Annotated in this window: 25 protein-coding genes and 1 pseudogene; 12 read left to right on the forward strand and 14 right to left on the reverse strand. The window is 70.1% G+C overall.

Going from position 1 to position 22,748, the window contains the following annotated elements:
- Positions 1 to 60: 60 nt before the first annotated feature.
- Entirely contained in the window at positions 61 to 672 is a 612-nt protein-coding gene (locus BM362_RS16995) for a TetR/AcrR family transcriptional regulator (protein ID WP_093573759.1), read from the forward strand.
- A gap of 5 nt (positions 673 to 677) precedes the next feature.
- Here the strand turns inward: BM362_RS16995 and BM362_RS17000 are convergent, their stop codons facing one another.
- Genes BM362_RS17000 through BM362_RS17030 form a run of 7 tightly spaced genes read right to left on the reverse strand, consistent with a single transcriptional unit; the run spans position 678 to position 6,794 of the window.
- Positions 678 to 1,448, reverse strand: a complete 771-nt coding sequence (locus BM362_RS17000) for a CoA-transferase subunit beta (RefSeq protein WP_067581518.1) — start codon at positions 1,446 to 1,448, stop codon at positions 678 to 680.
- A complete protein-coding gene (locus BM362_RS17005; RefSeq protein WP_067582304.1) occupies positions 1,445 to 2,317 on the reverse strand; it encodes a CoA transferase subunit A in 873 nt (290 codons plus the stop codon). The genes BM362_RS17000 and BM362_RS17005 overlap by 4 nt, the downstream gene beginning before the upstream one ends.
- Before the next feature lie 23 nt (positions 2,318 to 2,340).
- The gene (locus BM362_RS17010; protein ID WP_093573760.1) at positions 2,341 to 2,772 is read right to left on the reverse strand and encodes a VOC family protein; all 432 of its coding nucleotides are present in this window, start codon (positions 2,770 to 2,772) and stop codon (positions 2,341 to 2,343) included.
- Positions 2,769 to 3,815 carry an acyl-CoA dehydrogenase family protein gene (locus BM362_RS17015; RefSeq protein ID WP_093573761.1) on the reverse strand — a complete coding sequence of 349 codons (1,047 nt, stop codon included), beginning with the start codon at positions 3,813 to 3,815 and terminating at the stop codon, positions 2,769 to 2,771. The genes BM362_RS17010 and BM362_RS17015 overlap by 4 nt, the downstream gene beginning before the upstream one ends.
- Entirely contained in the window at positions 3,815 to 4,768 is a 954-nt protein-coding gene (locus tag BM362_RS17020) for an acyl-CoA dehydrogenase family protein (RefSeq protein ID WP_093573762.1), read from the reverse strand. The genes BM362_RS17015 and BM362_RS17020 overlap by 1 nt, the downstream gene beginning before the upstream one ends.
- Positions 4,765 to 5,919, reverse strand: a complete 1,155-nt coding sequence (locus tag BM362_RS17025) for an acyl-CoA dehydrogenase family protein (RefSeq protein ID WP_093573763.1) — start codon at positions 5,917 to 5,919, stop codon at positions 4,765 to 4,767. Before BM362_RS17025 ends, BM362_RS17020 begins: the two co-directional genes overlap by 4 nt.
- Positions 5,916 to 6,794 carry an enoyl-CoA hydratase gene (locus tag BM362_RS17030; RefSeq protein ID WP_067581531.1) on the reverse strand — a complete coding sequence of 293 codons (879 nt, stop codon included), beginning with the start codon at positions 6,792 to 6,794 and terminating at the stop codon, positions 5,916 to 5,918. The genes BM362_RS17025 and BM362_RS17030 overlap by 4 nt, the downstream gene beginning before the upstream one ends.
- Before the next feature lie 96 nt (positions 6,795 to 6,890).
- On the opposite strand from BM362_RS17030, the gene BM362_RS17035 reads away from it, so the two are divergent.
- The 4 genes from BM362_RS17035 (at position 6,891) to BM362_RS47485 (ending at position 10,746) form a co-directional block, all read left to right on the forward strand.
- The gene (locus tag BM362_RS17035) at positions 6,891 to 8,069 is read left to right on the forward strand and encodes an acyl-CoA dehydrogenase family protein (RefSeq protein ID WP_067581533.1); all 1,179 of its coding nucleotides are present in this window, start codon (positions 6,891 to 6,893) and stop codon (positions 8,067 to 8,069) included.
- Positions 8,066 to 8,866, forward strand: coding sequence for an SDR family oxidoreductase (locus BM362_RS17040; protein WP_093573764.1), 801 nt, complete (start codon positions 8,066 to 8,068; stop codon positions 8,864 to 8,866). Before BM362_RS17035 ends, BM362_RS17040 begins: the two co-directional genes overlap by 4 nt.
- 17 nt (positions 8,867 to 8,883) lie before the next feature.
- On the forward strand, positions 8,884 to 10,035 hold the full coding sequence (locus BM362_RS17045) for an acetyl-CoA C-acetyltransferase (RefSeq protein ID WP_093573765.1): 1,152 nt from the start codon (positions 8,884 to 8,886) through the stop codon (positions 10,033 to 10,035).
- A 447-nt stretch (positions 10,036 to 10,482) separates the two neighbouring features.
- Positions 10,483 to 10,746, forward strand: coding sequence for a hypothetical protein (locus BM362_RS47485; protein ID WP_167545341.1), 264 nt, complete (start codon positions 10,483 to 10,485; stop codon positions 10,744 to 10,746).
- Positions 10,747 to 10,903: 157 nt separating this feature from the next.
- Here BM362_RS47485 and BM362_RS17055 read toward each other — a convergent pair whose 3' ends face one another.
- Genes BM362_RS17055 through BM362_RS17065 form a run of 3 tightly spaced genes read right to left on the reverse strand, consistent with a single transcriptional unit; the run spans position 10,904 to position 13,210 of the window.
- Positions 10,904 to 11,335, reverse strand: a complete 432-nt coding sequence (locus tag BM362_RS17055) for a GlcG/HbpS family heme-binding protein (RefSeq protein WP_093573766.1) — start codon at positions 11,333 to 11,335, stop codon at positions 10,904 to 10,906.
- A 41-nt stretch (positions 11,336 to 11,376) separates the two neighbouring features.
- Positions 11,377 to 12,435 (reverse strand): NAD(P)H-dependent flavin oxidoreductase, encoded by a 1,059-nt coding sequence (locus tag BM362_RS17060; RefSeq protein ID WP_093573767.1) that lies wholly within the window; start codon positions 12,433 to 12,435, stop codon positions 11,377 to 11,379.
- A 16-nt stretch (positions 12,436 to 12,451) separates the two neighbouring features.
- On the reverse strand, positions 12,452 to 13,210 hold the full coding sequence (locus tag BM362_RS17065; protein WP_067581551.1) for an enoyl-CoA hydratase family protein: 759 nt from the start codon (positions 13,208 to 13,210) through the stop codon (positions 12,452 to 12,454).
- 93 nt (positions 13,211 to 13,303) lie between these two features.
- On the opposite strand from BM362_RS17065, the gene BM362_RS17070 reads away from it, so the two are divergent.
- The 6 genes and pseudogenes from BM362_RS17070 to BM362_RS50565 all read left to right on the forward strand — a co-directional run.
- Positions 13,304 to 14,212: an SDR family oxidoreductase gene (locus tag BM362_RS17070; protein ID WP_067581554.1), complete on the forward strand. Its 909-nt coding sequence runs from the start codon at positions 13,304 to 13,306 to the stop codon at positions 14,210 to 14,212.
- Complete coding sequence (locus tag BM362_RS17075) at positions 14,209 to 14,994, forward strand: MaoC/PaaZ C-terminal domain-containing protein (protein WP_093573768.1); 786 nt, start codon at positions 14,209 to 14,211, stop codon at positions 14,992 to 14,994. Before BM362_RS17070 ends, BM362_RS17075 begins: the two co-directional genes overlap by 4 nt.
- Before the next feature lie 10 nt (positions 14,995 to 15,004).
- Positions 15,005 to 15,907 (forward strand): NAD-dependent epimerase/dehydratase family protein, encoded by a 903-nt coding sequence (locus BM362_RS17080; RefSeq protein WP_093573769.1) that lies wholly within the window; start codon positions 15,005 to 15,007, stop codon positions 15,905 to 15,907.
- Between the two features lie 193 nt (positions 15,908 to 16,100).
- Complete coding sequence (locus BM362_RS17085) at positions 16,101 to 17,717, forward strand: class I adenylate-forming enzyme family protein (RefSeq protein ID WP_093573770.1); 1,617 nt, start codon at positions 16,101 to 16,103, stop codon at positions 17,715 to 17,717.
- A gap of 126 nt (positions 17,718 to 17,843) precedes the next feature.
- On the forward strand, positions 17,844 to 18,128 hold the full coding sequence (locus tag BM362_RS49960; RefSeq protein ID WP_143132440.1) for an FAS1-like dehydratase domain-containing protein: 285 nt from the start codon (positions 17,844 to 17,846) through the stop codon (positions 18,126 to 18,128).
- A pseudogene (locus tag BM362_RS50565) lies at positions 18,128 to 18,955 on the forward strand (AMP-binding protein); the annotation flags it as partial. The gene BM362_RS49960 and the pseudogene BM362_RS50565, both read left to right, overlap by 1 nt.
- Positions 18,956 to 19,138: 183 nt before the next feature.
- Here the strand turns inward: BM362_RS50565 and BM362_RS17095 are convergent.
- The gene (locus tag BM362_RS17095; protein ID WP_167545342.1) at positions 19,139 to 19,744 is read right to left on the reverse strand and encodes a TetR/AcrR family transcriptional regulator; all 606 of its coding nucleotides are present in this window, start codon (positions 19,742 to 19,744) and stop codon (positions 19,139 to 19,141) included.
- Between the two features lie 52 nt (positions 19,745 to 19,796).
- On the reverse strand, positions 19,797 to 20,393 hold the full coding sequence (locus BM362_RS17100) for a TetR/AcrR family transcriptional regulator (RefSeq protein WP_093573772.1): 597 nt from the start codon (positions 20,391 to 20,393) through the stop codon (positions 19,797 to 19,799).
- A gap of 61 nt (positions 20,394 to 20,454) precedes the next feature.
- Here BM362_RS17100 and BM362_RS17105 point away from each other — a divergent pair, with 61 nt between their 5' ends.
- A complete protein-coding gene (locus BM362_RS17105; RefSeq protein WP_093573773.1) occupies positions 20,455 to 21,330 on the forward strand; it encodes an oxidoreductase in 876 nt (291 codons plus the stop codon).
- A gap of 4 nt (positions 21,331 to 21,334) precedes the next feature.
- Here BM362_RS17105 and BM362_RS17110 read toward each other — a convergent pair whose 3' ends face one another.
- Together BM362_RS17110 and BM362_RS17115 are read right to left on the reverse strand one after the other, a co-directional pair.
- Entirely contained in the window at positions 21,335 to 22,189 is an 855-nt protein-coding gene (locus BM362_RS17110) for an alpha/beta fold hydrolase (RefSeq protein WP_067581576.1), read from the reverse strand.
- Between the two features lie 82 nt (positions 22,190 to 22,271).
- Complete coding sequence (locus BM362_RS17115; RefSeq protein WP_093573774.1) at positions 22,272 to 22,604, reverse strand: VOC family protein; 333 nt, start codon at positions 22,602 to 22,604, stop codon at positions 22,272 to 22,274.
- Positions 22,605 to 22,748: the final 144 nt, after the last annotated feature.

Genomic DNA, 22,748 nt, shown 5'->3' on the forward strand with positions numbered 1-22,748 from the left:
CTGAACAAGTGCTTGTTCGGTAGCATAGGGGAAAGCAGCGGGCAGAAAGGGATCCATGCGATGACTCCGCGAACCGGCCGGGCCCCGGCGAAAAACGGCGGCACCCGGCGCGGCGAGCTGCTGGGCATCGCCGCTCAGCTGTTCGCGACCCGGGGCTACTCCCAGACCACCGTCCGCGACATCGCCGACGAGGCGGGCATCCTTTCGGGGAGCCTGTACCACCATTTCGCGTCCAAAGAAGACATGCTCCGCGAGATCCTCAAGGAGTTCATGGACGACCTGCTGGCCGCGTTCGCCGGGATCGCCGGGAAGGACGGCACGCCGCGCGAGCAGTTCGACGCACTGGTGTACACCGCCTTCGCGACGATTCACGAGCGGCCGTTCGCGGTGGCGCTGTACCAGAACGAATCGGCCGTCGTCGGCAGCCTCGCCGATTTCGGCTTCGTCGGGAAGACATCGCTGAAGATCGAAAAACTCTGGCTCGGCGTGCTCCAGGCGGGCCGGGAGACCGGCGAGTTCCGCGACGACCTGGAGGTGAGCCTGGTGTACCGGTTCATCCGGGACACGGTCTGGTCGTCGGTCCGCTGGTACAACCCGCGCGGAAAGCTCCGCCACGACGTCGTGGCGGAGCAGTACCTCGCGATGCTGTACGGCGGTTTGCTCGCCGGCTGAGCGGTTCAGGACCGCGACTCCCTGACCTCCCGGTCCCGGGCGTTCTCCGGGTCGAGCACGGTGCGGATCAGGTCCAGTTCGTGCTCGTCCGGCACCCGGGACACGCCCGCGCCGCTGAAGTCCAGCTCGAAGCCGGTGTTCGCGCGCACCTCGTCCGCGGTGACGCCCGGGTGCAGCGAGCGCACCTTCAGCCGTCCGTCCTCGTCGTAGCCGAGCACGGCCAGGTCGGTCACCACGACGCCGAGGTCGTGGAACCGCAACGCCGTCGACGAGTGCGCGCGGGCCCGGTCGTTGCCGACGCCGGACACCACGTCCACCCGGTCCACGAACACCCGGCTCGAATGCCGGCTCACCCAGTAGTCGGTGCGGTGGTTGACCGTGTTGCCCGGCGCGCCGCGCATGCCGATGAGCTGGCGTTTCGGCTTCCGCCAGTCGCCGATCAGCGAGATGTTCTGGTTGCCGAACCGGTCGATCTGGCTCGCGCCCATCATCGAATGCCGCCGCCCGGTGTTGAGGATGTCGAAGATCCGCCCGAACGGGGCCCAGCCCTCGACCGTCCCGCCGGCCGCCGCGGTCTTGCCCAGCGGCGGCGGGTCGGCCATGAAGTGGCATTCTCCGTCGGACAGCACCAGTTCGGGGGAGTGGGTGAGCCGGGCCAGCCGCGCGCTGACCGCCGGGACCGTGCCGACCGCGTGGGCCAGCACCTCGCCGGAGCCGCGCCAAGCGTCCGAGCAGGCGGCGATGCAGACCTCGGCGCGGGTCGCGGGGGCACTCATGCGGTCTCCTTCTCGGTCGCGCGGTGGAAGGCGCGCACTGCTTCGTGGTAGCTGGCCTCGTCGCCGGCCAGGAAGGTCTCGCGGAAGCGCTGCCACGATTCCTCGTCCTGCGCGGACTGCGCGTAATGCCGCTGGAACGCCTCGTCGCGGCCGTAATCCGGGTCGCACGAGGTGAAGTGCGCGCCGTTCGGGGCCTCGATCACACCGTTCACGAACATCCTGCTGATCAGCAGCGACGTCGACCGCTCGGCGGCGGTGAGGTCCTCGGTGTCCACGATCTTCTCGACGCTCAGCAGCGTTTTGCCCGACGCCATCGCGAACAGGTCGTCGAAGTAGGGGTCCGGGCCGAGGAACTGGCCGTTGCCGAGGGTGTCGCTGCGGTTGAGGTGCAGCAGCGAGACGTCCGGGCGCACCGCGGGCACCGCGACATAGACGTCGTCGTCATAGGGCGACGCGACCGTCTTCAGCTCCGGGTTCATCAGCAGCACGTCGCTTTCCAGCCCGGCCCGCGTCGGCAGGAACGACAGCCGGTTGGCGCCCGCCCGGAGCGCGGCGACGAACATGCCCTCGTCGTACTCGGTCGTCTCGACCCGGCCGCCCTCGCGCGCGGCGCGGAAATGCGGGTCGAGCGGGATCGTGTCGAGCGAGACGAACCCGTAGATCACCCGGCGCACCTTGCCCGCCGCGCACAGCAGCCCGACCTCGGGCCCGCCGAAGGTGACCAGGGTGAGGTCTTCGACGTCGCTGCGCAGCAGTTCGCGCACCATCGCCATCGGCTTGCGCCGCGACCCCCATCCGCCGATCCCGACGGTCATCCCGGACCGCACGTACTCGGTGACGCCGTCCAGGGTCATGGACTTGCCGCCCATTCGTTCCTCCATTGTCGTTCCGCTCAGGCGGGCAGTTGCACCAGTTCGACGCGGACCCGGTCCGGATCGAGCACGTACACCGCGCGGCAGCCCGCCATCGGATGGCTCGTGACGATCGGCTCCGAGATCGCGGCGACCCCGCGTCCGCGCAGCCGCTCCAGCGTCGCGTCCAGATCGGCGACGGTGATCGCGACGTGCGCGACGCCCGCCCGCCCGTGGTCCGGGTCGATCCGCGTCGGCGACCCGTTTTCGTACTGCAGCAGCTCGACCACCGTGTCGCCGTCGTCGGCCGACACGAAGCTCTGGCGCACGATCACGCCGGGATATCCGGTGACTTCGCCGATCCGCGGGCCGCTGCGCTCGAACGGGCCTTCGACGTCGCCGCCGAGCAGATCGCGGTAGAACTCCGTCGACGCGGTGAGGTCGTGCACGGTGATTCCGACGTGGTGGATCATAGCCGCGCCCGGTGTTCGCGGGCGTCGCCGAAAAGGTGCGCCAGCGCGTGCGCGCGTTTGAAGTACAGCTGGGCGTCGTGTTCCCAGGTGATCGCGATTCCGCCGTGCAGCTGGACGGTTTCGGCCGCGACGGCGGTGAACGCCTCGCTGCACCACGATTTCGCGCAGGCCGCCTGCTGGACGAGGTTGTCGCCGTTGCTGGCCGCGAAACCGGCTGCCCAGGAGATCGAGCGCGCGGTTTCGACCTGCACCAGCATGTCCGCGACCCGGTGTTTCAACGCCTGGAACGAACCGAGCGGCCTGCCGAACTGCTCGCGTTCCTTCAGGTGCGCGACGGTCCGGTCCAAACAGGACTGCGCGCCGCCGACTTGCAGCGCGGTGCAAGCGATCGCGGCGACGGCGTGCAGCCGGGGGAGGGCTTCGGTGAAGTCGGCGGCGAGCAGCGTCGCCGGGGTGTCGCGGAATTCGACCTTGGCGAACCTCAGCGTCTGGTCGACCGCCGGGGTCGCTTCAGGCGTCGCGGAGGCTTGGAACAGCGCGGGGCGTCCGTCGGCCATCGCGACCACCAGCAGGTGCGACGCTTGCGCGCCGTCCAGCACCAGGGTCGCGGTGCCGTTCAGGGTTCCGGCTGAGGCGGCCACGTCCGAACCGTCGGTTCGATGCCGTCCGGCGCGATCCGCCCACGCGAGCGCGACGACCTCGCCCCCCGCGATCCCGGGGAGCAACTCCGGCGCGTCCGCGGCCAGTAATGCTTGTGCGGCGAGCACTCCCGACCCCAGCAGCGGTGACGGGGTCAGGCTCGCGCCCAGTTCCTCCAGCACGACATGTGTCTCGAACAGGCTGAACCCGGCCCCGCCGTACTCCTCGGGGATGGCCAGTGCCGCGACGCCGATCTGCTCGCACAACGCGGACCACAGTTCGGTGTCGTACCCGGACGGCGAGCCGATCGCCGCCCGCAGATCGGTCTTCGCGGCCCGCCGGGTGACCAGCCCGCGGACGGCGGCGGCGAGTTCCCGCTGCTCGTCGGTCAGCGCGAAGTGCATCAGCGGTCCCTCATCAGGCTCTCCAGCACCCGCGCGCGGTGCACGGCAGGGGTGCCCCAGCAGCCCACAAGCGCCCGGACGCGCAACAGCCACAGGCTCAGGTCGCATTCGAGCGTGTAGCCGATCGCGCCGTGCAACTGCAATCCGGTGCGCGCGGCGAGCTGAGCCGCGTCCGATGTGGCCACCTTCGCGGCCGAGATGGCGCGGGCGCTGGGTTCGCGCGCGGCGCCGAGCAGTAGCGGGCGGGCGAAGTCGAGCGCTACCCGGACGTCTGCGGCGGCGTGCTTGAGTGCTTGGTATTCGCCGATCACGCGGCCGAACTGGCGTCGCTGGCCAAGGTAGGCGACGGTGTCGGCCAGCATCCGTTCGCCGCAGCCCAGCAGCTCCGCGGCGCAGGCGAGGCTGGCGAGATCGAGCGCTTTTTGCCGTTTTTCCGGGGAAAGCGGCTGAACCTCGGCACCGGCGGTCACCTCGAACAGGCGCCGGGAAGGATCGACCGACCGCAGCGTGCGGCCGATTTCCGCCCGGGCCAGGGAATCGCCGACCACGAAGACGTCCGTCGCGACATCAGCATCCAGCGCGTACGGAGTGTCCGGCGCGCTCGCGAAGGTCACGACCGCGTCCCCGGAAGCCAGCGCGGACAACAGCGAAGCGTCGGTGAGCAGCGCAGGCGCGGCGGCGATCGACTCGATCACCGGACCCGGCACGCCGTAGTACCCGAGCCGTCCGAATGCGACTATGAGATCGACCGGAGTCCCGCCGACGCCGCCGTGTTCCTCGGGCACGCCGAGCGCGGCGACGCCCAGTTCGGCGAGCTGTTTCCACAGCAGCAGCCCGGGTTCCGGCCGGCTGGCCGCCCAGGACCGGTTGACGCCGGGGACGTCGGCCGCGCCCAGCAGGGCGTCCAGCGCCCCGGCGAACGCGCGCTGTTCGGCGGACAGCCGGAACTTCATGCTCGTGCCTTCCCGCGGTCGCCGCGGGGGAGGCCGAGCAGCCGTTCCGCGACGATGTTGCGCTGGATTTCGTTGGTGCCGGCGTAGATCGGGCCGCCGAGGGCGAACAGGTAGTCCTCGCTCCAGCGCCCGCGCAGTTCCTGGCCCGCGCCGAGCAGGTCCAGCGCGGTTTCCTGGATGCCGAGGTCGAGCCCGGTCCAGAAGAGCTTGTTGACACTGCCCGCCGCGCCGACGTCGCCGCCGCCGCGCACGTGGTCGACGGTGTCCCAGGTGTAGAGCCGGTAGGCCTCGGCCTTGATCCAGGCGTCGGCCACGCGGTCGCGCAGGTGCGGTGCTTCCGCTCCGCGCTCGGCCCAGAGGTCCAGCAGCCGGCCCGCCGCCGCGAGGAACCGGCCCGGCGAACGCAGCGACAGGCCGCGTTCGTTGCCCGCCGTGCTCATCGCGACGCGCCAGCCGTCGCCGACCCCGCCGAGGACATCCCGGTCAGGCACGAAGACGTCGTCGAAGAAGATCTCGGCGAATCCGCAGTCGCCGTCGAGCTGGGCGATCGGCCGGACGGTGACGCCGTGCGAATCGAGCGGGAACAGGAAGTAGGTGAGGCCGCGGTGCCGTTCGGCGTCCGGATCGGAGCGGAACAGGCCGAACCCCCAGTCCGCGAACGGGGCACGGGAGCTCCAGATCTTCTGACCGCTCAGGATCCAGCCGCCGCGCTCGTCGTCGCGGACGGCGGTGCTGCGGATCCCGGCGAGGTCGCTGCCCGCCTCCGGCTCGGACCAGGCCTGCGCCCAGATCCGGGTGCCGGCGGCGGTGCGCGGAAGGTGCCGCCGGCGCTGGTCGCCGGTGCCGTGCTCGAAGATGATCGGGGCCAGCAGCGAGATGCCGTTCTGCGCGATCCGGGTCGGGGCACCGGCGAGGTAGTACTCCTCCTCGAACAGCACCCACTCGGTCAGTGTCGCGTCCCGGCCGCCGTATTCGGCGGGCCAGGCGACCACGGACCACCGGCCCTCGGCGAGTTTCGCTTCCCACTCGCGGTGCGCGCGGGCACCGTCCTCGGTGTCCATCGAAGGCAGCGGGCCGGGGCTGTTCTCCGCCAGCCAGGCACGGGCCTCCGCTCGGAACTCCTCTTCCGCGGCGGTGAATTCCGGGCTCATGACTCTCCCGCGGCCTGCTTGCTGGCCTTCGCCATGGAACGCGCGTCGAGCCCGGCGAGCGAGTCGGTGTCCAGTTCGGCGTTGTGCGCGTGCGCGGCGTGGTGCAGGCCGAACACCGAGTCCATTCCGGACCGCATGCCCATGAGGTCTTCAGCCTGGTTGACGGCCTTCTTCGTGAGCGCGAGGCCCAGCTGCGGCATCTGCGCGATCCGCTCGGCGATGGCGAACGTCGCCTCTTCGAGCTCGGCGCGCGGCACGACGTGGTTGACCATGCCGAGCGCCTGCGCGCGGCCGGCCCCGAACCGGTCTCCGGTGTAGAGGAACTCCTTCGCCGCACGCGGGTTCATCACCCACGGATGCGCGAAGTACTCGACGCCCGGGATGCCCATCCGCACCACCGGGTCGGAGAAGAACGCGTCGTCGGAGGCCACGACGAAGTCGCACGACCACGCGAGCATGAGGCCGCCCGCGATGCACGCGCCCTGCACCATCGCGATCACCGGCTTGGGGATCTCCCGCCACCGGCGGCACATGCCGAGGTAGACCTCCGACTCGCGGGCGAACCGCGCATCGACGCCCGCCCGGTCGGTGTGGTCCCACCAGATGACCGCTTTGCGCTCGAAGCTCTGGTCGATGTCGCGGCCCGGAGTGCCGATGTCGTGCCCCGCGCAGAAGTGCTTGCCGTTGCCCGCCAGCACGATCGCCTTGACGTCCGGATCGTCCACCGCCTTGGCGAACGCGGCGTCCAGCGCGTAGGTCATCTTCGAGTTCTGGGCGTTGCGGTACTGCGGCCGGTTCAGCGTGACGACCGCGACCGGACCGCGCACCTCGTACGTCACGACCTGCTCGTCGGTGCTTTCTTCGGTTCCGCTCAACGCGCATCACTCCTTCTCGGTTCGGCGGCGATGCTACCAAACAAGTGCTTGGTTTGGTAGCGTGGCCGGACCGGCACCGGCGGACCAGGAGGACGGGTGGATCTTCGCTACACCCCCGAGGACGAGCAGTTCCGCGCCGGCGTGCGCGAGTGGCTCGGCGACCACCTCGCGGGCGAGTTCGCCGCGCTGAAGGGCCTCGGCGGATCCGGGCGCGAGCACGAGGCGCCGCGGGAGCGGCAGGCGTGGAACCAGCATCTGGCCGCGCACGGCTGGACGTGCCTCGGCTGGCCGGTCGAGTACGGCGGGCGCGGGCTGAGCCTGCTGCGGCAGGTGATCTTCCACGAGGAGTACGCGCGGTCGAACGCGCCGGCGCGGGTGAATCACCTCGGCGAAGAACTGCTCGGGCCCACCTTGATCGCGCACGGCACGGATGAGCAGCGGCGACGGTTCCTGCCGGGCATTGCCGGCGTCACCGAGCTGTGGTGCCAGGGCTATTCGGAGCCTGGCGCCGGGTCGGATCTGGCCGGGGTGCGGACGCGGGCCCGGCCGGCGGGCGGCGAGTGGGTGATCGACGGGCAGAAGATCTGGACGTCGCTCGCTCAGCACGCGCAGTGGTGTTTCGCGGTGGTGCGGACCGAGCCGGGGTCTCGGCGGCACGCGGGGCTGTCTTATCTGCTGGTGCCGATGGATCAGCCCGGGGTCGAGGTGCGGCCGATCCGGCAGCTGACCGGGACCAGCGAGTTCAACGAGGTCTTCTTCGACGGGGCGCGGACCGAGGAGTCGCTGGTCGTGGGCGAGCCCGGGGACGGGTGGCGGGTCGCGATGGCGACGCTCGGGTTCGAGCGCGGGGTGTCGACGATCGGGCAGCAGGTCGGGTTTGCCCGGGAGCTGGCCGGCGTTGTCGCTGCTGCGCGAGCGAACGGGCGTTATGACGATCCGGTGGTGCGGGATCGGCTGGCGCGGGCTGCTGTCGGCCTCGAAGTGCTGCGAGTGCACGCGTTGCGGACGTTGAGTGCGTACGAGGCCGGGTCGCAGGGGCCGGAGGCTTCGGTCTCGAAGCTGTTGTGGGCCCGGTGGCATCGGGAGCTGGGGGAACTGGCGATGGAGGTCCGCGGGGGTTCGGCGTTGACTGCCGCCGGCTCTTATGACCTTGATGCGCAGCAGACGCTCTTCTTGTTCAGCCGGGCCGACACCATTTACGGCGGCTCGGACGAAATCCAGCGCAATATCATCGCCGAGCGCGTGCTCGGCCTGCCCAGGGAGCCGCGACCGTGAGCGTTGAACCGGAACAGCCCGCGCCCGACTACGTGCCCGGGCACGGGTTGCTCGCCGAGCGCGTGGTCGTCGTGACCGCCGCGGCGGGCGCGGGCATCGGCGCGGCGGTTGCCCGGCGGTGCCTGGAGGAGGGCGCCCGGGCGGTCGTGATCGGGGATGCCCATGAGCGGCGGCTTGCCGAGGCGGCTGCCGGCCTGGGGGCGGAGTTCGGCGCCGGGCGGGTCGCGTCGGTGGTGTGCGATGTGACCAGGGAGGAGCAGGTCGCTGCCTTGCTGGAGGCTGCCGAGCCGTTCGGCGGGGTCGAGGTGATGGTGAACAACGCCGGGCTCGGGGGCACGGCTTCGATCACCGAGATGACTGACGAGCAGTGGTCGTCGGTGCTGGATGTGACGCTTACCGGGACTTTCCGGTGTATCCGGGCGGCTTCCCGGCGGATGATCGCTCGCGGTTGTCGCGGGGTGATCGTGAACAACGCTTCGGTGATCGGCTGGCGGGCGCAGGAGGGGCAGGCGCATTACGCGGCGGCCAAGGCCGGGGTGATGGCGCTGACCCGGTCGGCGGCGATGGATCTGGCTCCGTCCGGGATCCGGGTCAACGCGGTGTCGCCCAGCCTGGCGATGCATCCGTTCCTGGAGAAGGTCACCACCGCTGAGCTGCTGACCGAACTGAAGGGGCGCGAGGCGTTCGGGCGGGCCGCGGAACCCTGGGAAGTCGCCAATGTGATGGTGTTCCTCGCTAGTGCTTATTCGTCTTATCTCACTGGTGAAGTCGTCTCGGTGAGCAGTCAGCATCCCTGATCCTGCTGGAGGATTTCGTGCCTGAGGCATATGTGGTGGACGCGGTTCGCACTCCGGTGGGACGGCGCGGCGGTTCGCTGGCCGGAGTGCATTCCGCCGATCTGGGGGCGCATGCGATCCGCGCGCTTGTCGAGCGGACGGGGATTGACCCCGGTGCGGTGGACGATGTCGTGTTCGGGTGTTGCGACACGATCGGGTCGCAGGCGGGGGATGTCGCCCGGACTGCTTGGCTGGTCGCCGGGCTGCCGGACCATGTGCCCGGGGTGACTGTTGATCGGCAGTGCGGGTCCAGCCAGCAGGCGGTGCACTTCGCGGCGCAGGGAGTGATGTCGGGGACAGCGGATCTGGTCGTGGCCGGGGGAGTGCAGAACATGTCTGCTATTCCGATTTCTTCGGCCATGGTGGTGGGGCAGCAGTTCGGGTTCAGCACGCCCTTCGCGGAGTCGCCCGGGTGGGTGGCTCGGTATGGGGATCAGGAGGTTTCGCAGTTTCGGTCGGCGCGGATGATTGCGGAGAAGTGGGGGCTTTCCCGGGCTGCGCTGGAGGAGTTCGCGTTGGAGAGTCATCGGCGGGCGTTGGCGGCCATCGACGCCGGCCGGTTCTCGCGGGAGATCTCACCGGTAGGCGAGTTCTCCGTGGACGAAGGTCCGCGCCGGGACACGACTCCGGAGAAGATGGCCGGGCTCAAGCCTCTTGAAGAGGGCAGTCCGATTACGGCGGCGGTGGCTTCGCAGATCAGTGATGGTGCGGGGGCGTTGCTGATTGCTTCGGAGAAGGCAGTCCGGGAGCACGGTTTGACGCCGCGGGCGCGGGTGCGTCACATCAGCGTTTACGGGGCGGATCCGGTGTGGATGCTGACCGCCCCGATTCCAGCTACTCAACGGGCGTTCGAGAAGACCGGGATGTCCGTGGCCGACATCGACCTGTTCGAGTGCAACGAAGCGTTCGCGCCGGTCGTTCTGGCGTGGATGCGGGAACTCGGCGTCCCGCACGAGAAAGTCAACGTGAACGGCGGCGGGATCGCGCTGGGGCATCCGATCGGTGCTACCGGGGCACGGTTGATGACTACGTTGGTGCATGAACTGGAGCGGAGCAGGGGGCGGTACGGGCTGCAGGTAATGTGCGAAGGCGGCGGTCAGGCGAACGTGACTGTCCTGGAACGGCTTTGACCCCTCGCGAGGCCGGTCGCGCACAGTTCTTCGGCGGGTTGCGCGCAGCTGATGCCAGGTGCCGCAGTGCCTTCGCGGTGGCTTTGGCTTCCTTGGCGACCACGGGATACTGCGGACCGCCGACCGTTCGCGCTCAGCCGGCGGCGATGGCGGCAGCCGCGTCCAGGCCGAGCGACGCCAGGCAACCGGCGGCATTCGCGAGCCGCCGGGCACCGGCCCGGACCGCGAAGTACGCCAGGTGCTCGCGGACGCCGCCGGTAACCCGGCCTCGATCCGTTCGGCGAGCCGTTCCCTCGCTTCCGCCCCGCCCAGCGAGCCAGACGGAACCTCCGCGCCGGAGCACCCGGTCGGCCATCCCGCCGCTGCGGGCAGTGACCTGCGCAGCGCGTAGGGCACGGAGGTATTTGTCCCGCGAGGCAAAGCCGGACCGCGCGGCATGGCGCAGGGGTGGCCGTGCGGGTGGTGCAGTGGGACGCCCCCGTCCTCGATGCCGAGCCGGACCGCGTGGTGGTCACCGAAATCGCCCGGAATGCCGGGCTGGCAGAGCAGCAGTCCCTTGTCGAGCGGCCCGGCGAGCACCGGTCCTTCGACAGGACCGCGGTCAGCCGCGCCTTCGCCGCGCGACAGGTTCGGCCGAGCGCCTCGACAGCCGCGTCCACGTCGCTCTCCGGCGTCCAGCGAAGGGATCGAACGGCGGCAGCGCGCCCCTGATCAGCCCGAACCCGAAAGGCGATCCGGTGCGCACCTCGATCACTTCCGGCGGCGGCGCGTCCTTGCCGAAAATCATCGGCGGGGCAGTGGCGAAGCAGTACGGACCGGAGCGGGGCAGGCGATCATGCCGGGCGGCAAAGCGGAATTCGCGGGGCGCTCAGCCCGCGCGGTGCTCGTGCCACCGGTCCGCGGCGGTCTGGACGGCTTCCTCGTCCTCTTTCGCATGCGCGCCGGAAGCTCCGGCCGCGCCGAGGACCACGTCGTGGTCGGTGATCAGGACGCCTCCGGCGTACGGGACGAAGTCGCCGCCGTACAGGTGCTGGATGCTGTCGACGATCGGGCCCGGGAGCTGGAGCTGACCGGACGGCAGCAGCGACAGCAGCGCGGTGCGCGCCTTCGCCATCGCGATCCGGCTGGTCATCGGCATGCCGCCGTCCGCCCGGCGCAACGCGATCACCGATCCGCTCACGTCGAGGACCGCGACCGCCAGCGGCGGCCAGCCCCGCTCGCCGCCGGTTTCGAGCGCGGCGGCGACCAGCCAGTCGGCGTCCGCGAGGGTCAGGCCGGGGAGCCGGGGAGTCTCTGCCATGGTCGCGAACCTATGCCTGGAGCGAGTCCGGGGGCAATCCGCTATGCCTGCATCGCGGCCGTTGCTTTCAGTCGTTCCTGTGCGCTTTCGGCGATCCGAGCCACTAGTTCCGCGCAGCTGGGCAAGTCCTCGATCACTCCGACGACCTGTCCGGCCGCCAGCATCCCGGCTCGCGTGTCGCCCTCCACCAGACCGGCTTTGAGCAGCATGGGGGTGTTCGCGGCCAGCATCGTTTGGGTCCACGAGCGGTCGCTGCCGCGTTTCATGCGCACACCGTCGGCGACGAGCGACGGCCAGGACTGGCCGCTCGACCGCTTGAAGTCTCGGGTTCGACGCAGTGTCCGGGCCATGCGCTGCACGAAGCCTTCCTTCGTGAGGCCCTCGATGAACGGGGTGCGCAGCAGGCGGTGCGGCATGCCGTCGGCCTTGGTGGTGACGACGGTGCCGTCCAGGCCGAAGCCCAGGTAGGTGCGTTTGATTTCATCCGGTACTGCGCTGTCGCTGGTGAGCAAGAAGCGTGTGCCCATACCGATCCCAGCGGCGCCGTAGGAGAGTGCGGCGGCCAGGCCACGGCCGTCGAAGAAGCCTCCGGCGGCGACTACCGGGATGTCGACTGCGTCCAGTACGGCGGGCAGCAGCAGAGTAGTGGCGGTCGGACCGGTGTGGCCGCCGCCCTCGCCGCCCTGCATCATCACCAGATCCGCGCCCCACGAGGCGACTTTTTCGGCATGTCGTGCGGCGCCGACGGTGGGCATTACGACCAGCCCGTGGTCCTTCAGCCGAGCGATCAGGTCTTTTTGGGGAGCCAGAGCGAAAGACGCCACTTTGACGTCGTGGCGGATCAGCAGTTCCGCGCGTTCGCCCGCGTCGCCCGCGTCGGCGCGGAGGTTCACGCCGAAGGGCTTGTCCGTGCGTTGTTTGACTTCTTTGATGGCGTGGTCGAGCTCGTCGTAGGTCATCGTCGCGGAGGCGAGGATGCCCAGTGCGCCGGCGTTGGCTGTCGCGGAGACCAGGCGCGGGCCGGCGACCCAGCCCATGCCGGTTTGCACGATCGGGTGGGTTACGCCGGTGAGTTCGGTGAGCGGGGTGCGGAGAGGCACGGGTCTCCTCGGCAGGTCAGTCGTTCAGCGGGCGGCCGGTGGCGACGAAGGCGTCGCGGTGTTCGTCGGCGGCTCCGATGAGGTTGAGTTCGAAGGTGTAGCCCTGTTCGTAACGGTAGCTGCGGTTGACGTCGATCGGGTCGATGCCGTTCAGCGCGGCTTTGGCGGCCCGGATGACGCGCGGGTCCTTCGCGGCTACCTCGCCGGCGAGGGCGAGTGCGGCGTCGTGCAGGTCGGCGGCGGGCACGGTTTCCAGTACCGAGCCGTGCTGGACCAGGTCTTTCGCCGCGATGGTGCGGCTGGTGAAGTACAGCGTGCGCATCAGGTGCTGGGGGACCAGGCGGGCAAGGTGCGTGGCCGCGCCCAGTGCGCCGCGGTCTACCTCGGGGACGCCGAAGTACGCGTCGTCGGCGGCGATGATCGTGTCGCAGTTGCCGGCCAGGCCGACGCCGCCGCCCAGGCAGAAGCCGTTCACCGCGGCGATCACCGGGACGGCGCATTCGTAGATCGCCTTGAAGGCCAGGTAACAGCCGCGGTTCGCGCCTACGAGGGCGTCGAAACCGGTGGTGCGCTGCATTTCCTTGATGTCGACGCCCGCGTTGAAGCCGCGTCCCTCGGCCCTGAGCAGGACGACGTGCACCGCCGGGTCCTCACCGGCCTCCCGGACCGTTTCGGCGAGGCGGAACCATCCGGCGACCGGCAGGGCGTTCACCGGCGGGTAGTCCGTGGTGACCACGAAGGTGCCGTTGTCGTGGAGCTGCGTGGAAATCGTCACGTGCGTTCCTAACCTAGCGATTGCTTGGTAGCCTAACACTTGCTTGGTTTACGGGGAACTGCCTCGCCTGCCGGTCGACGAAACGGAGATGATGTGAGCGGGATTGTGGAGGGCCGGGTCGCGATCGTGACCGGGGCAGGCCGCGGGCTCGGCCGCGAGCACGCGCTGGAGCTCGCCCGCCAGGGCGCGAGCGTCGTGGTCAACGACCTCGGCACGTCGGGTGCGGGCGAAGGCGCGTCCGACGGCCCGGCCGGCGAAGTGGTCGAGGCGATCCGCGCGCTGGGCGGCGAAGCGGTGGCCAACGGCGCCGACGTCGCGGACTTCGCGGCGGCGGAAGCGTTGGTGCGGCAGGCGGTCGACGCGTTCGGCGGGCTGGACATCGTGGTGAACAACGCGGGCTTCGTGCGCGACCGGATGATCGTGACCACCAGCGAGCAGGAGTGGGACGCGGTCGTCGCGGTCCACCTCAAGGGGCACTTCGCGTTGATGCACCACGCTGCGGGTTACTGGCGGGCGGAGGCGAAAGCCGGGCGAACGCGGGCGGCACGGATCGTCAACACCACTTCCGGTGCGGGGCTGCAGGGCAGCATCGGCCAGGGCAGCTACAGCGCCGCCAAAGCCGGGATCGCCGCGTTGACGCTGGTCGGAGCGGCGGAACTCGGCCGGTACGGCATCACGGTGAACGCGCTGGCCCCGGCCGCGCGCACCCGGATGACCGAGGGTCCGTTCGCGGCGCAGATGGCCACGCCGGACGACGGGTTCGACGCGATGCACCCGGGCAACGTGTCGCCGATCGTCGCGTGGCTCGCCAGCGAGGAGGCCGCGGACGTCACCGGCCGCGTGATCGAGGTCGGGGGCGGCCGGATCTGCGTGGAGAACGGCTGGAGCCACGGCCCGTCCCGCGAACTGGACCGTCGCTGGACAGCCGGCGAAGTCGGCCCGGCGGTGCGTGAACTGCTGAAGGAAGCGCCCGCGCCCGAACCGGTTTACGGAGCGCAGTGAACAGCCCCGCGGATTGGAAGGGTCGGGTCCTCGGCGAACGCACGGTCGCCTATACCGACCGTGATCCGATCCTCTACGCACTCGCCATCGGCGCCCGGCCGGACGAACTCGACTTGGTGTTCGAGGACCGGCTTCGGGTGCTGCCGCCGTTCGCGCTGACGCTCGCCCAATGGGCCCCGGACGTCCTCGGCTCGGCCGGTGCGTTCGAGGTCGGCAACGCGGTGCACGGTTCGCAACGGTTGCAAGTTCTGAAGCCATTGCCGCCCGCGGGCGAGATTTCCATGCGGGCCCGGGTCACGGAGGTATGGGACAAAGGCAGTGCCGCGGTGTACGACGTGGCCGTCGAATCGGACTGCTTCGTCGCGACATGGTCGTTGTTCTGCCCCGGTATCGGCGGGTTCGGCGGCGAACGCGGCCCCGGGCGTCCGTCTGCTTTGGACAGTCCGGATTGGACTGTTCCACTGTCAACCGCGGCCAACCAAGCCCTGCTCTACCGGTTGCTCGGGGACCGGCACCACATCCACGTCGACCCCGCGGCGGCGGCCGGAATCGGCCAGCCGCGCCCGATCCTGCACGGTTTGGCCACCCTCGGCGCGGGCGCGCTGGTCGCCGCCCGGCAGGTCGGCGCGCACCCGGCGGACCTGACGTCGCTGGAAGGCCGGTTCGCCGCTCCGGTGTTCCCCGGCGAGGAATTGCGGGTCGAAGGCTCGTCCGGCGGCGGACTGCGGATCACCTCGGAACGCGGCCCGGTGGTCGACGGCGGGCGAGTCCACTTCGGATAGAGGAATGCGCATGAAGGTCTTGGTCATCGGCGGCACCGGCATGATCGGCGCGAACACCGCTGTGCACTTGAGCGGCTCCGGGCACGCCGTCACGGTCGCCGGGCGACACGAACCCGACGCCGATTCGCTGGTGGCGGGCCTGCCGGTGCTGCTCGGCGACTACGCCCACGGCGGTTTCGACGAGGCTGCGCTGGCACCGTTCGACGCCGTCGTCTTCGCGGCCGGACAAGACATCCGGCATGTTTCCGGCTGGGGCGACGAGGAGTTCTGGCGGACGTACCAAATCGAGGGCGTCACCGCGATCGCGGCGCGCGCGAAACGCGCTGGTGTCGGACGTTTCGTCCAGATCGGCAGTTACTACCACCAGGTCCGGCCGGATCTCGCGGAAACGAACTCGTACGTCGACGCGCGCCGCCTCGCCGACGAAGGAGCGCGAGCCCTCGCCGGGGACGGGTTCACGGTGTGCACGCTGAACCCGCCGTCGATCGTCGGCATGGCACCCGGCCGGTCGACGCGGCAGTTCGCGAAAATGCTGGCGTGGGCTGAGGGGAAGCTGGCCGGGAAGGTGCCGGACTTCGCGCCGGCCGGCGGGACGAACTACCTGTCCGTGCGGAGCCTGGCCGAAGCGGTCGAGGGTGCTCTGCTGCGCGGGGAATCCGGTGCGGCGTACCTGGTGGGCGACGAAAACCTCAGCTTCCGAGACTACTTCCAGCTGATCTTCGACGTCTCGGGCTCGGGCCGGGTCCTGGAAGAGCGCGACGAGGAGCACCCGTTCCTGCCCGACCGGGTTTTGGTCCCGGGGAGGGGCGCGACGATCGCGTACGAACCGGACGCCCGGGAGACGGAGCTGCTCGGGTATCGCCGCCGGGACGTCCGGGCGATGCTGGAGGAGATGGCTGCGGTCGTGCGGTGACGTCTCCGTGTCGTCGAGCCCCGCGATGTCACTGACCGCAAACGTTTTCCTCGGATCGCCCCCTGCGAGCCCGCCGACATCGCGTCGGCCGCGGTGTTCCTGGCCGGCGCCGAGGCGGGCTGGGTGAGCGGGCAGTGCTGGAACGTCGACGGCGGGCAGCTGACGATCCGATGATCACCACGGGAGGCGACCGATGACCGATCGGGACGACATCATCGCGCGGCTGACCGCGCCGGGCGCGGAGTTCGAGATCCGGCCGGAGCCGGTCGCGGGCCGTCCGACGAGGGTGTTCGCGCGCCGGCACCGGTGCCTGACCGCATTGCTGGAGGCCTCGCGCGAGTTCGGCGATCGCGAGTATCTGGTCACTGTGGACAATCGGCTCACCTTTGCCGAGCACTACGACCAGGTCGCCGCGCTCGCCGCGGCGTTGCGGACCGAATACGGGGTCGGCAGCGGGGACCGGGTCGCGTTGTGCGCGGCGAACTGCCCGGAGTGGATAGTGGGATTCTGGGCGGCGGTGTCGCTCGGTGCGATCGCGGTCGGGATGAACTCGATGTGGGCCGGGCCGGAGGTCGCGCACGGCCTCGACCTGACCACGCCGAAGGCCGTGCTGACCGACACCGCCCGGAAGCCGCTGGTCGCGGACCGGTATCCGGTGCTGGAACTCGGCAGCCCGGAATACCGGGAACTCCTCGGCCGGCACGAAGGCGCGCGGCTGAAACCGGGGCCGGTCGACGAGGACGACCCCGCGGTCATCTTTTTCACCAGCGGGACTTCCGGTCGTCCGAAGGGTGCGACGCACTCGCACCGCAATGTGCTCGCCGCGGTCTGGTTCCACCTGTTCAACGACGCGCTGGCGGCGGAATTCGGCCGTCCGGCACGGGATCGCCGATTCCTGCTGGCCACCCCGTTGTTCCACATCGCCGCCCTGCACAACCTCGCCGTCGTGCGGCTCGCGGTGGGCGATACCGCCGTGCTATACCAGGGGAAATTCGACATCCACCGGGTGCTGGACCTCGTGCAGGCCGAGCGGGTCACCAACTGGGGCGCGGTCCCGACGATGCTGTCCCGCCTGGTCGAAGCCGATCTCTCCGGCTACGACCTCAGCACGCTCAAGACGGTCTCGGTCAGCAGCGCGCCGTCGACCGCCGAGCTGAAAGACCAGCTGCGGGGCGCGTTGCCGGGCGCGGCCGCCTCGCTGAGCACGAACTACGGCCTGACCGAATCGTCCACCGCGGCCACCCTCGCGACCCCCGCCGAACTCCTCGCCGACCCGGACACCGCGGGCAGGCCGGTGCCGAACATGGAAGTGCGGATCCGCGACACCGAAGGCCGCCCGGTCCCGGACGGCGCCGACGGCGAGATCCACCTCCGCGGCCCCCAGGTGATGCTCGGCTACTTCAACGACCCGGCCGCGACCGCCGCCGCGTTCACCGACGACGGCTGGTTCCGGACCGGCGACCTCGGCCAGCTGCGCGACGGTGCGCTGTTCGTGCTGAGCAGGCGCAGCGACCTGATCCTGCGCGGGGCGGAGAACATCTACCCGGCGGAGGTGGAGGAACAGCTCGCCGGACATCCCGGGGTCGCCGAGTGCATTGTGGCCGGGCTGCCGGATTCGGATTACGGCCAGATTGTCGCGGCGAAGGTGGTGCTTCGCGCGGAGTCCGAAGTGGACGCTGAGGAGCTGCGCGGCTATCTCGGCGGCCGGCTCGCCCGGTACAAGGTGCCGACGGCCTGGTTCCTGACCCGGGACCCGTTGCCGCGCAACGCGACGGGGAAGGTAGTGCGGCGGTGGGTGCGGTGGGAGTAGGGGGTCGTGCGTGTTGATCCCGCTTCTCACCGTGGTCAACACGCACGAGCCACCCACCCACCGGGACTCTCCCTTGCCCGCGCCACGCTCCTGCCTTCCTGGCAAACGCTTGCTCAAGGAGGAGTGATGACCGGTCTCCGGGCGGACTTCGCCGAGTTCACCGGTCAGCGGGCCGAGCCGGCGCGGTACGCGGTGAACGAGGCGATGATCCGCAACTGGGGCGAGGCGCGCGACGACCGCAATCCGGTATACGTCGACGACGCCGCGGCGAAGGCGGCCGGCCGTCCCGGCGTCGTCGCGCCGCCCGCGATGTGCTCGACCATGGATCATGGCCGGGTACCGGCGCTACTGCGAGATCCAGGAGCTGCGCCCGCGAGGGCGCGGTGGAGGATTTCGCGTACTCGCGGCTGATGAACGTGCTCGACGCGGCCGGCTACACCTTGGTGGTGGCCACCGACGTCGAGCAGGAAATCACCCCGGGCACGCACGTGACCTGCTTCACCTACGTCGGCCGGGTGCTGAGCTACGTCGTCGCGCGGCCGGAGTGGCCGACCGACGCCGACAACCGGCTGGAGGTCGCCTTCGGCTCGGAGGCCGCGCCGGGCGAATCCGCCGAATTCCGCCGCCGGTTCGGCTGCGAAGTGCGGGAGGGCTACGGGTCCAGCGAGGGCGGAATCCGCATCGTGCCCGACCCGGGCGCACTGGGCCGCCCCGCGCCGGGAATGCGCGCGGAAATCCGCGACCAGGACAACCGGGAATGCCCGCTCGCCGGATTCGACGAGAACGGCCTGGTGCTGAACGGCGAGGAAGCGACCGGCGAGATCGTCGCGGTGGGCCGGGGGAAAACGTTCGAGGGCTACTACCGCAACCCCGCCGCTGTGGCCGAACGGCTGAAATTCGGCGGCGAGGACTTCTGGACCGGCGACCTGGGCTATCGCGACCGCGACGGCTACCTGTACTTCGCGGGCCGGGCGGCGGACTGGCTCCGCGTGGACGGCGAGAACTTCGGCACGGTCCCGGTCGAGCGGATCCTGGGCCGGTACCCGGCGTTCGCGGTGGCGCACTGCTACGGCGTGCCCGATCCGCGGACCGGGGACTGGCTCATGGCGTCGGTGATTCTCGCTGAGGATGCCGTCTTCGATCCGGTCGAGTTCGATGGATTCCTTGCCGCGCAACCGGATCTCGGTACGAAATGGCGGCCTGCATTCCTCCGGATCCTCGACGAGGCTCCGGTGACCGGCAGCGGCAAGGGGGACGAGGCTCCGTTGCGCGCGCAGGGCTGGGAGGGCGGCCGGGTGTGGTGCGCGCCGAGCCGGGCCAGTCCGTATCGGCTGCTCACCGAGGAGGATCGGGAGGCGCTGCGGGCCGAGTTCGTCGCGCATGGCAGGGAGAATCCGCTGCCCGCGGCGGCACGGCGCTGCTCACCGAGGCGGCAGCCCCCGGGAAATCCTCGCGAACACCTCGCGCAGCGTCGCCGGAACCGTCTTCTCCAGGCTCTCGTCCAGAAACCGGTTCAGCACCGTGGTCATCGCCGCGATCGCGACGTCCGACACCAGCCGCGGGTACAGTTCGCCGACCTGCGTACCGGTGCGTTCGGCGATCGCCTTGACCAGGTCGCCGGTTTCCACGCGTGCGAGCGCGGTGCGCATCTCCGGCGTCGCGCTCCACGCCTGCACCGCGCTGAGCTGGTCGGATGCTGGCTGCCCGTAGGGCACTCCGTCGGCGCGCAGCGGTTCGATGAGCGCTTCGGCGAGCGCGGTCCACAGCGGTTCGTCCGCCGGGCGGTTGCGCAGCAGTTCCGCGCTGAGCCGGATCCGGTGCTCCTGCCGGTAGGCGACCGCGTCGTATTTCGTGGCGAAGTAGTTGCTGAACGTCCGAAGCGACACCCCGGCCCGCTCGGCGATGTCCTCGCGGACGACGTTGTCTGGACCTCTCTCGTACATCAGCGCCACGGCGGCGTCGCTCAGCGCTTTGCGCGTGTCGAGCTTCTTGCGTTCTCGCAAGCCGAGCGGTCGTTGGTCAGCCATGCCGACCACGGTATCCAATTGCCGGCCGCGTTCGACCGGCCGATCGGTTTCGTTATGGACGAGCGCCGCGCAGGAACTGTTCGACGGCGGTGTCCACGAGCCCGTCGAGCAATTCCGGCGGAACGAGGTCGCCGTTGCCGAGCGTCGCGATTCCTTGCAGCGTCGCGAACAGCACGACGCCGATCCGCTGCGGCGGCCCCTCCTGCAACGCGCCCTGCTGCTGACCTTCGAGGATCAGGTCGTTCATCAGCGCGAACGGCGCTTCGGCGGCCTGCACGATCCGCGACGCGCCAGGGCGGTGCTTGCTGGTGTACATCAGTTCCAGCAGCGCCGAGTTCTCGGTGGCGAAGCGGGTGTACGCGGTTGCCGCGGCGCGTACCCGGCCCGGGAAATCGTCGGCAGTCTTCAACGCCGTGCGCAACGCGCTGTCCAGACGGGCGAAACCGGCTTCGGCGAGCGCGTCGAGCAACGCCTGTCGATCCGGGAAGTGCCGGCGCGGTGCGGCGTGACTGACACCGATCTCCCTGGCCAGGTCGCGCAGCGACAGCTGATCGGCCCCGTGCGCGCGCAACCCGCGTTCGGCCGCGTCGAGCAAGGCGGTGCGGAGGCTGCCGTGGTGGTAGGGGCGGTCTTCGGACTGGTCGGGCACCCGGTCAGTCTAGCAGCATGTTTCCGTTGACAACATTGTTTCCGGTGCCTACTTTGGGGACATGGACCTTCTTCCGGAAAACCAGACCGGCCGCACCGCCGTGATCACCGGTGCGAACAGCGGACTAGGCCGGGCGACGGCGGCGGCGCTGGCCGCCAAGGGCGCGCGGATCGTGCTCGCGGTGCGGAATCCGCGCAGCGGCCGCGAGGTCGCCGGCCAGCTGCCCGGCGACGTCGAAGTCCGCCAGCTCGACCTCGCCGACCTGGCGTCGGTCCGCGCGTTCGCGGCGGAGTTCACCGAGCCGATCGACCTGCTGATCAACAACGCCGGCATCATGATCCCGCCGCTCTCGCGCACCGCGGACGGCTTCGAATCCCAGTTCGGGACCAATCATCTCGGCCATTTCGCGCTCACGAACCTTCTTTTGCGGCAGATCCGCGGCCGGGTGGTCACGGTTTCGTCGAACGGGCACCGGGTGGGCTCGATCGATTTCGCCGACCTGAACTGGGAACGCAGGCCGTACCGGGCGACGGCGGCCTACGGGCAGTCGAAACTCGCGAACCTGCTGTTCACCGCCGAACTCCAGCGCCGGCTGGCCGAAGCCGGTTCGCCGGTGCTCGCGACCGCCGCGCATCCGGGCGTGGCGGCGACGAACCTGCTGAAAGTCGAGATGCCGGTGCTCTCCACCGTCGCGAAATTCGGCACTCGCCTGTTCGCGCAAACCCCCGAACAAGGCGCCCGGCCGACGCTTTACGCCGCGCTGGCCGACATCCCGGGGGACAGCTACGCGGGTCCGCGCGGTTTTCTGCAGAACCACGGCGCGCCGAAACTCGTTGGCCGGTCAGCGAAAGCACGCGATCTTGAGACCGCCCGTCGCTTGTGGACTGTCTCCGAAGAACTGACCGGAGTGCGCTTTCCGCTGGCTGTGCCGGCCTGAGGCGTTATTTCGCGCCGGTTTCGGCCAGGAACGCGGTCAGTTCCTCGGCCAGCCGTTCCGGCTGGTCTTCCGGGATCAGCGTGCCGCTGTCCGGGATTTCGACGAGACGGCCGTCCGGGAACAGCTCGGCGAGCCGCCGTCCGTGCTCGGCGGGCATCATCCGGTCCTTGCCCGCCCACGCGACCAGGACCGGCCGGTCGAACGCCCGCAGCCGCTCGGTCCATTCGAGCAGTACCCGTCGCGGCGGGCTCCCGGTGGCGAATTTGACCATGTCCCGGCGGATTTCCTTGTCCCGCAACGCCGGCGCGAACCAGCCTTCGAGCACGTCGTCGGGGATCCGGCTTTCGCACATCCCGCCGTACGCGGCTTTGGCGTGGCGGTAGAACGACGTCCGGGTGGCTTGGACGTGCAGCCACGGTCCGCCGGGAAGGCGGAGCAGCTTCACGGCCGGTCGCGCGGGCTTGGGCGGGAAGTTGTCGAACGCTTCGCACGCGACGAGCGCGAGCCGTCCGACCCGGGCGACGTGCTCGGCCGGGGCCAACCCGCCGGCGACGAGGAATTGGCCGCCGCCCCAGTCGTTGAGCACGATGGTCGCGTCGCGGAGGTCGAGTGCGGCGAGGAATTCGCCCAGCAGCCGCGCGACCCCGAACTGGGTCAGGTCGGCGTCGGGCCGCATCGGGGCCAGGTGCGCGCCGAGCGGCAGCGTGGGCAGCAGGCAGCGGCAGCCGTCCAGCAGCGGGACGACCTTGCGCCATTGCGTGCCCGACATCGGGAAACCGTGCCCGAACACCAGGGCCGGTCCGGCGCCGCCGGTGTCGGTGTAGTCGATCGGCCCGGCGGACAGCTCCACGCGCGGCATCGGACCTCCCTCGGGTCTGGCGACTAGAGCGATCTCTCTAGTCGCGACCCTAGGCCGGTCCGGACCGGACGGTCAAGCCGGATCACGTGCCGCTGAAGACGACGCGGTTCCCGTCCGGATCGGCGAGCGGCAGAATGCGCGCGCCGCCGCCGGGCAGCGGTCCGTCGTGCGCGATACCGGCCTTCGCGGCCTTGGCGGCGGCCGCGTCGAGATCCGTTTCCTCGAAGACGACCGTCGACCGTCCGGCGCGCTCGGGTTCGGACCACACTTGCAGTCCGAAGGCGTCGTCGAGGTGCCATTCCAGCAGGCCGGGCATCGGCCGCGCGTCGGGACGGCGGCCGAACAACACGGTGTACCACTTCTCGGCACGCGGGAGGTCGGAGACGGTGCACTGGGCGAGTACTCGGCGGATCATGGCTTCCCCTTCGAAGTGATTGTGCTCTGCAAGCGCTTCCAGGAGACCACGAGTGCTAGCGAAGTGCAAGCACTTCTGCCGCTTCGCGGTCTCCGGCCAGGGTCCACAGTGGACCGCACTGCTGCCGGGTGCCGGAGACCCCGG

Source organism: Amycolatopsis rubida (assembly GCF_900115345.1).
Lineage (GTDB): Bacteria > Actinomycetota > Actinomycetes > Mycobacteriales > Pseudonocardiaceae > Amycolatopsis > Amycolatopsis rubida.